This window comes from Inquilinus limosus MP06, assembly GCF_000767795.1.
Classification (GTDB): domain Bacteria; phylum Pseudomonadota; class Alphaproteobacteria; order DSM-16000; family Inquilinaceae; genus Inquilinus; species Inquilinus limosus_E.
This window is the reverse complement of the sequence record NZ_JANX01000010.1, coordinates 21,279-29,072: the sequence shown is the minus strand read 5'-3', so window position 1 is coordinate 29,072 and position 7,794 is coordinate 21,279. Positions and strand designations below refer to the sequence as shown.

Below are 7,794 nucleotides of genomic sequence, written 5' to 3'. Positions count from 1 at the left end.
TGCATCGCCACCACCGCCGGCTGGGCCGGGATCGGCTGGCCGGTGCGGGCGGCGATAGCGGCGTCGACCCGGGCCGCGGTGCCCTGCTCCTCCGGCGACAGCCGATCCGGGATCGGCGCCATCGCCATCACCACCGGCGAGCGGCTGCCCGGCTGGCCGGTGCGGGCCTGGATGGCGCCGTCGACCCGCTGCTGGATCTGGCTCTCGGCGTATTGCGTCATCCGGTCGGGCCGGCTCGACCCCGGCTCGATGCCGGCGATCTGCGTGCCGACGATATCCATGTAGCGCCGGGTCTCCGGCGGCAGGCTGCGGCCGTTCTCGACATATTGCCGGTAGCGGCCGGGGCCGGCGTTGTAGGCGCCGAGGAAGCCGGGCGAGCCGTACATCTCGTACAGCTCGCGGATATAGGCGGTGCCGGCCATGATGTTGTTCTCGGGGTCGTAGGGGTCGCGGCCCAGACCGTGCTTCTGGCGCAGCTCCTCATAGGTCGTCGGCATCACCTGCATCAGGCCCTGGGCGCCGGCGGAGCTGGTGATCGGCTGGCCACCCTTCCAGGTCGACCGGCCGCCGCTCTCGATCCGCATCACCTCGCGGATCCATTCCGGTGGCACGTTGAAGCGCTTCGACGCCTTCTGGATCTGCGGCTCCCAATAGGCGACGTTGCTGCCGGACGGCCGAGGCTTGTCACTGCCGCACCCGGCGATGATTCCGGCGACAAGACCGAGCAGCGCTGTGGTCCTCAGCCATCGTCCCGAACCGGCCATGGCGGCCCCCTCCAGACTCCCCCGGGGCATAAGCGCCCCTTCTTACATCGTGATCACAGGGATCAACGACAACCCATTCAAACCTATCATGTTTGTCGAAAGAATGGCAGCCCCCGCGAATCGAGGCGCAGGGCGGGGTTCCGGAAAATCCTCCTCCGACAGGCCGTGCCGGCCCTGTATAAGGGCGTCGACCCTCGCACCCGGAGCCGGACATGCCGCAGGACACCTCCCCGACCTTGCACCGCCTGCGGCCGCTGCCGGCCCTGATCTTCGGGTCGCGCTGGCTGCAGCTGCCGCTGTATCTCGGGCTGATCGTCGCCCAAGGCGTCTACGCCTTCCTGTTCCTGAAGGAGCTGTGGCACCTGGTCGTCCACACGCCCGAGCTCAGCGAGCAGCAGATCATGCTGGTGGTGCTGGGGCTGATCGACGTGGTGATGATCTCGAACCTGCTGATGATGGTGATCGTCGGCGGCTACGAGACCTTCGTCTCCCGCCTGGGCCTGAGCGGCCATCCGGACCAGCCGGAATGGCTCGATCATGTCAATGCGAGCATCCTGAAGGTGAAGCTCGCCATGGCGATCATCGGCATCTCCTCGATCCACCTGCTGCGCACCTTCATCGGCGCCGGCAATGTCGGGTCGCCGGACAACACCAGCTACACCGAGACGGGGATCATCCTGCAGACGGTGATCCACAGCGTCTTCATCCTGTCGGCGATCGGCATCGCCCTGGTCGACCGGCTGTCCCAGCCCTCCGCCGATCGGGCCCATTGAGCCGCGGCCGGTCGCAATCGCATCCGGGATGGGTGAGACTGGGCGATCCGCGGAGGTCCGACGATGTCCCTGATGCCCGGCTTCACGCCCTTCGACATCGATACCGCGCCCGGGATCCGCATCCATGGCGCGCGCGCCGGCGACGGGCCGCCGGTGCTGTTGCTGCACGGCCATCCGCAGACCCATGCCACCTGGCACGCGGTGGCGCCGCGCCTGGTCGCGGCCGGGTATTCGGTGGTCGCCGCCGATCTGCGCGGCTATGGCGACAGCTCGCGGCCGGAAGGCGGCGACAACCATGTGAACTATTCCAAGCGAGCGATGGCGACGGACCAGGTGGCGGTGATGCGCACCCTGGGGCACGACCGCTTCGCCGTGATCGGCCATGACCGCGGCGGCCGCGTCGCCCATCGCATGGCGCTGGATCATCCGGGCGCGGTCGGGCGCATCGCCGTGCTGGACATCGCGCCGACCGCGACGATGTATGCCCGGACCGACCGGGCCTTCGCCACCCGCTATTTCTGGTGGTTCTTCCTGATCCAGCCGGCGCCGCTGCCGGAGCGGCTGATCGAGGCCGACCCGGAATTCTACCTGCGCCATCACTTGGCCGGGCAGAGCCGGACGCCGGGCGTGCCGCGCGAGGAGCTGGCGCAGGAATATCTGCGCTGCTACCGCCAGCCCGGTGCGGTCCATGCGATCTGCGAGGACTACCGCGCCGCGGCGACGATCGATCTGGAGCACGACGCCGCCGACGCCGGCCGCCGCGTCGAGGCGCCGCTGCTGGCGCTGTGGGGCGCGAAGGGCGTGGTCGGCGAGCTGTACGACGTTCTGGCGACCTGGCGCGAGAAGGCCACGGATGTCCGCGGCCACGCCCTGCCCTGCGGCCACGCGCTGCAGGAGGAGCGGCCGGAGGAGGTCGCGGAGGCGCTGATCGGGTTCCTGACAGAACCAGTCCCCCCCTCCCCTCACGGGAGGGGGCTAGGGGGAGGGGGTTGTCGATGACGAGAGCGAACGGGGCCCGGCTCCGACGGCACGAACCCCCTTCCCCCTGCCCCTCCCGCAGGGAAAGGGGGGACTCGGTCGGTGTGGGTTGGAAGAGCGCTCTCTCAGCCCCCGCCCTACCCCGCCGTGAGCCGGGCCTCGATCCGGGCCAGGGAGCGGCGGAAGGCGGCGGGGTCGTCCAGTGCCCGGGCCAGGACCAGGGCGCCCTGGATCGCCGCCACCGCCTCCTCCGCCCGGTCGCGAGCCGTGTCCTCGGCCAGCCCCGATCGTGCCAGCCCCTGCGCCAGCGCATCGGTCCAGGCGGCGAAATAGCCGTGGATGGCGGCGCCGAAGCGGTCGCGGACATCGCCCAGCGCGAAGGCGCCGACCAGGCAGACCCGGCGGCCGGAGCGGAAGTAGCCGTCGACCGCGCGGATCATTTCCGCCACGGCGCGGCGCGGCTCTTCCTGCCGCAGCGGGCGGAAGATGTGCTGCTCGAACCAGGTATCGATCTCGGCCAGCACCGCCGCCGCCATCTCCTCTTTCCCGCCCGGAAAGAAGTGGTAAAGGCTGCCCTTGCCCAGGCCGGTGCGCTCGCCGATCAGGACCAGGCTGGCGCCCTCGAAGCCGTGCTCGCGGAACACCTCGGCCAAGGCCGGCAGCACATCGGAGCGCTCGGCGACGATCCGCGGCAAGGCTAGAGCCCGAGGTCGCTGAGCCCCGGATGGTCCGCCGGCCGCGGGCCGGACCGGTCCCAGTGGAACTTGCGCTCGGAGGCCGCGATCGGCCGGTCATTGATCGAGGCGTGGCGGGCCCGCATCAGCCCGTGCCCATCGAACTCCCAGTTCTCGTTGCCGTAGGAGCGGTACCACTGGCCGGAATCGTCGTGCCACTCATAGGCGAAGCGGACGGCGATGCGGTTGCCCTCCCAGGCCCAGAGCTCCTTGATCAGCCGGTACTCCAGCTCCCGCGCCCATTTCCGGGTCAGGAACTCGACGATCTCAGCCCGGCCCTGCGGGAATTCGGCCCGGTTCCGCCAGCGGCTGTCCTCGGTATAGGCCAGCGATACGCGCTCAGGGTCGCGGGTGTTCCAGGCATCCTCGGCCATGCGGACCTTCCGGATCGCGGTCTCGCGGGTGAAGGGCGGCAGCGGCGGACGGTCGGCGGTCATGGCGGCTCTCCTCGATGGGATTGTACCGAACGGAACTGACTTTACCGATTGGTACAGAGGAGGCTGCGCGCCGTCAAGCCGGCCCCTCCCCTGCGGCGCTTGACCGCAAGCGAGTCGAGGGCGGAGGGTTCCCCGCCGCCGAACGCCCGGGCCGATGCGGCGCCCGCCTTTCATCGGAGCAATCCCTTGCCCCTCTCCCTGCACGAGATCTCGGTCGGCGTGATGCTGCCGAAGCTGCGCATGCTGTCGACGCTGCTGGACAAGGCCGCGGCCCATGCCGAGGCCGCCGGGGTCGACCCGGCCACGCTGGTCGAGGCGCGCCTCGCGTCCGACATGTACCCGCTGTCGGGCCAGATCCAGCGGGTCAGCGACGCCGCCAAGTTCGGCGCCGCCCGTCTGGCCGGCCTGACCCCGCCGCCCTTCGAGGACAACGAGACCACCCTGGATCAGCTCAAGGACCGGCTGGCCAGGACCATCGCCTATCTGGAGAGCGTCGGCCCGGACCAGGTCGACGGCCGCGAGGAGGAGACGGTGATCCTCCCGCTGCGCGACCGGAAGGTGGAGTTCACCGGCCGCAGCTACGCACTGACCATGGTGCTGCCGAACTTCTATTTTCACGTCGTGACCGCCTACGACATCCTGCGCCACAAGGGCGTGGAGATCGGCAAGCGGGACTATCTGGCGCTGGCGGGCTGAGGGCCCTTCCCCGTCCCGTCATGGCAATTGTCATGACGGGACCGGCAGCGGCGCTCGCCATCATGAACTTTCGTATCCAACGAAAGACATTTGTGCAGAGACGCCTTCCCCGCCCCCGGCAAAGTGTCGTACCAAGGAGGGGTGGGGCCGGCCGCGCGTTCGGCCCGAATTCGGGAGGAAGCCAGCATGCGTGCCCTGGTCCTGGAGCGGCAGAGGGAATTGTCGCTGCGCGAGATCGACCTGCCCCGGACCCTCGGGCCGGGCGACGTCCGGATCAAGATCGACACCGTCGGCGTCTGCGGCAGCGACGTGCACTACTACACCCATGGCCGGATCGGGCCCTTCGTGGTCAAGGAGCCGATGGTGCTGGGCCATGAGGCCGCCGGCACCGTCATCGAGGCCGGCCCCGGCGTCACCAGCCTGAAGCCCGGCGACCGGGTGTGCATGGAGCCGGGCATCCCCGACCTGACCTCCAAGGCCTCCAAGCTTGGCCTCTACAATGTCGACCCCAGCGTCGTGTTCTGGGCCACCCCGCCGGTGCATGGCTGCCTGACGCCGGAGGTGGTGCACCCGGCCGGCTTCACCTTCAAGCTGCCGGACAACGTCTCCTTCGCCGAGGGCGCGATGGTCGAGCCCTTCGCCGTCGGCCTGCAGGCGGCAGTGAAGGCGCGGATCCAGCCGGGCGACTTCGCCGTGGTTATCGGCGCCGGGCCGATCGGCATCATGGCGGCGCTGGCGGCCCTGGCCGGCGGCTGCAGCCGGGTGCTGATCTCCGACCTGCTGCCGGAGAAGCTGGCGATCGCCGAGCGCTATCCCGGCATCGCCGGCGTCAACATCCGCGAGACCAGCCTGGCCGATGCGGTGGCTGCGGCGACCGATGGCTGGGGCGCCGATGTGGTGTTCGAGGCCAGCGGCAGCCCGCGCGCCTATCCCGGCATCTTCGACGCCGTGCGCCCCGGCGGCTGCCTGGTGGTGATCGGCATGCCGGTCGAGCCGGTGGCGGTCGACCTGGTCGCCGCCGCGGCCAAGGAGGTGCGGATCGAGACCGTGTTCCGCTATGCCAATGTCTATGACCGCGCCATCGCCATGATCGCTTCGGGCAAGGTCGATTTGAAGCCGCTGGTCACCCACACCTATGGCTTCGAGGACAGCATCGCCGCCTTCGAGCGCGCCGCCGAGGGCCGACCGGCGGACGTCAAGCTGCAGATCAAGCTGTAGCCGCCACAGGCGCCGGCCCCGCACGGCCGGCGCTTGATTCCTTGTTCGCCATATGTTCCGATGACGTCCTGACCAAGGGGAGGACGCCATGGCTTCGAAGAGTGCAACCGGGATTCGCGTCGGCATCGGCGGCTGGACCTTCGAGCCCTGGCGCGAGACCTTCTATCCCAAGGGCCTGGCGCAGAAGCGCGAGCTGGAATACGCCTCGCGCCAGGTCACCTCGATCGAGATCAACGGCACCTATTACGGCTCGCAGAAGCCGGAGAGCTTCGCCAAATGGCGCGAGGAGACGCCGGAGGGCTTCGTCTTCTCGGTCAAGGGCACGCGCTTCACCACCAACCGGCGGGTGCTGGCCGAGGCCGGCGAGTCGATCGACCGTTTCGTCCACAGCGGCATCACCGAGCTGAAGGAGAAGCTGGGGCCGATCAACTGGCAGTTCCTGCCGACCAAGCAGTTCGACCCGAAGGATTTCGAGGCCTTCCTGAAGCTGCTGCCGCATGAGGTCGACGGCCATGCGCTGCGCCATGTGGTCGAGGTCCGGCATGACAGCTTCCGCACCCCCGAATTCATCGACATGCTGCGCGCCCACAAGGTGGCGGTGGCGCTGACCGACAAGGAGGGCTTCCCGGAGATCCCGGACGTCACCGCCCCCTTCGTCTATGCCCGGCTGCAGCGCGCGTCCGAGGAGGTCGAGACCGGCTACACGCCGAAGGCGATCGACCAATGGGCCAAGCGGGCCTGGGCCTGGGCCGAGGGCGGCGCGCCGGACGACCTGACGCCGGTCGGGGCGCTGGAGAAGAAGCCGCCGAAGTCGCGCGACGTCTTCGTCTATATGATCAACGGCTTCAAGCCGAAGGCCCCGGCAGCGGCCATGGCGCTGATCAAGAAGCTGGGGTGAAGGCCTGCCCTTCCACTATCCTCTTTTATTGTCATCCTCGGGCTCGACCCGAGGATCCAGGGGCCTTCGAGAACCGCTCTCGGCGGCCCCTGGATTGCCGGGTCAAGCCCGGCAATGACAAGAGAGTGGGGCGTGAGTGAAATTCGGCCGCGTCACAGCCCCCTCACAGCCTTTCGTTGAACCGCAGCTCGTTCAGCCGGCGCTTCATGGTCTGGAAGCGCTGGAAATGGGCGTCGTTGCGGCGCAGGGCGACCGCCGTCGACAGGATGTCGATCACCACCAGCGCGGCGATGCGCGAGATCGTCGGGGTGTAGACGCTGGTGTTCTCCAGCGTCTCGGCCACCAGCGCCACGTCGCTGTAGGGCACCAGCGGCGAATCCGTGCCGGTGAGGCAGATCACCTTGGCGCCATTCTCGCGCGCGGTCCGCGCCACCTCGATGATCGAACGGGTGCGGCCGGTGTTGGAGATCACCACCGCGACATCGCCCGGCTGCATCATCGACGCCGCCATGATCTGCTGATGGGAATCGAGCTCGGCCGAGCACGGCACGCCGAACAGCGGGAATTTCTGCTGCGCGTCGCGGGCGACGATGCCGGAGGCGCCGAAGCCGAAGAAGGCGATCGACCGGGCCTTCTCCAGGATCGCCACCGCCGCCTCGACCGCGGCCTTGTCGAGGTGGTTCCGCGCCCAGTCCAGGCTGGACAGGGTGTAGTCGAAGATCTTGTCGACCACCGTGGCCGGGGTGTCGGTGTCGCGCAGCGCCGAATGCGTCGCCGGCAGGCCCAGCGCTAGGCTGTGCGCCAGGCGCAGCCGGAACTCCTGGTAGCCGGCGCAGCCGATGGCGACGCAGAAGCGGATCACCGTCGGCTGGCTGACTTCGGCCAGCAGCGCCATCTCCGCCACCGTCGCCTTCAGCACCCGCGCCGGGTCGGCCAGCACCGCGTCGGCGACCTTGCGGTCCGACTTGCGCAGCTCCGGTCGCAACGTGCGCACCACCTCGAGGATGTTGGCGGGCCGGTCGGCCGTCTCTGTCAGCATGAATCCCCGCCCCTGTCGCTCCTGCGCAGCAGCTTACGCCGGGACGGAACGCGTTGCCTCTCCCGCTCGCAAAACCTTTCAGAATTCCAAACACCATCATTGCGAGCGCAGCGAAGCAATCCAGGGGCCAGTGCGCACCGGCCTCTGGATTGCTTCGTCGGCTTCGCCTCCTCGCAATGACGGCGAGAGAACGGTATGCGAAAAGGTCTCGCAAGCGGGAGAGGCAACGCGACGGTGAGAACGCTCTCCATGGCCGC

The 7,794-nt window shown here is 68.9% G+C and carries 9 protein-coding genes; 5 read left to right on the top strand and 4 right to left on the bottom strand.

Features of this window, described 5'->3' with window-relative positions; all coding sequences use genetic code 11:
* The coding region (locus P409_RS02285) for a lytic transglycosylase domain-containing protein (protein WP_152613206.1) at positions 1 to 764 on the bottom strand (764 nt) is incomplete at its 3' end.
* Positions 765 to 976: 212 nt separating this feature from the next.
* Between P409_RS02285 and P409_RS02280 the strand changes: the two genes are divergently transcribed.
* Both P409_RS02280 and P409_RS02275 read left to right on the top strand, forming a co-directional pair.
* Positions 977 to 1,537, top strand: a complete 561-nt coding sequence (locus P409_RS02280; protein WP_034831368.1) for a TIGR00645 family protein — start codon at positions 977 to 979, stop codon at positions 1,535 to 1,537.
* A gap of 63 nt (positions 1,538 to 1,600) precedes the next feature.
* The gene (locus P409_RS02275) at positions 1,601 to 2,536 is read left to right on the top strand and encodes an alpha/beta fold hydrolase (RefSeq protein ID WP_052119924.1); all 936 of its coding nucleotides are present in this window, start codon (positions 1,601 to 1,603) and stop codon (positions 2,534 to 2,536) included.
* Between the two features lie 116 nt (positions 2,537 to 2,652).
* Here P409_RS02275 and P409_RS02270 read toward each other — a convergent pair whose 3' ends face one another.
* The gene (locus P409_RS02270; RefSeq protein WP_034831367.1) at positions 2,653 to 3,210 is read right to left on the bottom strand and encodes a TetR/AcrR family transcriptional regulator; all 558 of its coding nucleotides are present in this window, start codon (positions 3,208 to 3,210) and stop codon (positions 2,653 to 2,655) included.
* A gap of 2 nt (positions 3,211 to 3,212) precedes the next feature.
* Positions 3,213 to 3,686: a nuclear transport factor 2 family protein gene (locus P409_RS02265; protein ID WP_034831365.1), complete on the bottom strand. Its 474-nt coding sequence runs from the start codon at positions 3,684 to 3,686 to the stop codon at positions 3,213 to 3,215.
* Between the two features lie 186 nt (positions 3,687 to 3,872).
* Between P409_RS02265 and P409_RS02260 the strand changes: the two genes are divergently transcribed.
* The 3 genes from P409_RS02260 to P409_RS02250 all read left to right on the top strand — a co-directional run bounded on the left by P409_RS02260 (position 3,873) and on the right by P409_RS02250 (position 6,498).
* On the top strand, positions 3,873 to 4,382 hold the full coding sequence (locus P409_RS02260; RefSeq protein WP_034831363.1) for a DUF1993 domain-containing protein: 510 nt from the start codon (positions 3,873 to 3,875) through the stop codon (positions 4,380 to 4,382).
* 186 nt (positions 4,383 to 4,568) lie between these two features.
* Positions 4,569 to 5,600, top strand: coding sequence for an NAD(P)-dependent alcohol dehydrogenase (locus P409_RS02255; RefSeq protein WP_034831361.1), 1,032 nt, complete (start codon positions 4,569 to 4,571; stop codon positions 5,598 to 5,600).
* 88 nt (positions 5,601 to 5,688) lie between these two features.
* Entirely contained in the window at positions 5,689 to 6,498 is an 810-nt protein-coding gene (locus P409_RS02250) for a DUF72 domain-containing protein (RefSeq protein WP_034831359.1), read from the top strand.
* 163 nt (positions 6,499 to 6,661) lie between these two features.
* On the opposite strand, the gene P409_RS02245 is transcribed toward P409_RS02250, so the two are convergent.
* Positions 6,662 to 7,537 carry an SIS domain-containing protein gene (locus P409_RS02245; RefSeq protein ID WP_034831357.1) on the bottom strand — a complete coding sequence of 292 codons (876 nt, stop codon included), beginning with the start codon at positions 7,535 to 7,537 and terminating at the stop codon, positions 6,662 to 6,664.
* Positions 7,538 to 7,794: the final 257 nt, after the last annotated feature.

Excerpts from the sequence above, each read along its gene's own strand:
- P409_RS02255 (WP_034831361.1), top strand. The coding sequence starts at position 4,569 with ATGCGTGCCCTGGTCCTGGAGCGGCAGAGGGAATTGTCGCTGCGCGAG.
- P409_RS02245 (WP_034831357.1), bottom strand. The coding sequence starts at position 7,537 with ATGCTGACAGAGACGGCCGACCGGCCCGCCAACATCCTCGAGGTGGTG.
- P409_RS02280 (WP_034831368.1), top strand. The coding sequence starts at position 977 with ATGCCGCAGGACACCTCCCCGACCTTGCACCGCCTGCGGCCGCTGCCG.
- P409_RS02265 (WP_034831365.1), bottom strand. The coding sequence starts at position 3,686 with ATGACCGCCGACCGTCCGCCGCTGCCGCCCTTCACCCGCGAGACCGCG.
- P409_RS02250 (WP_034831359.1), top strand. The coding sequence starts at position 5,689 with ATGGCTTCGAAGAGTGCAACCGGGATTCGCGTCGGCATCGGCGGCTGG.
- P409_RS02275 (WP_052119924.1), top strand. The coding sequence starts at position 1,601 with ATGTCCCTGATGCCCGGCTTCACGCCCTTCGACATCGATACCGCGCCC.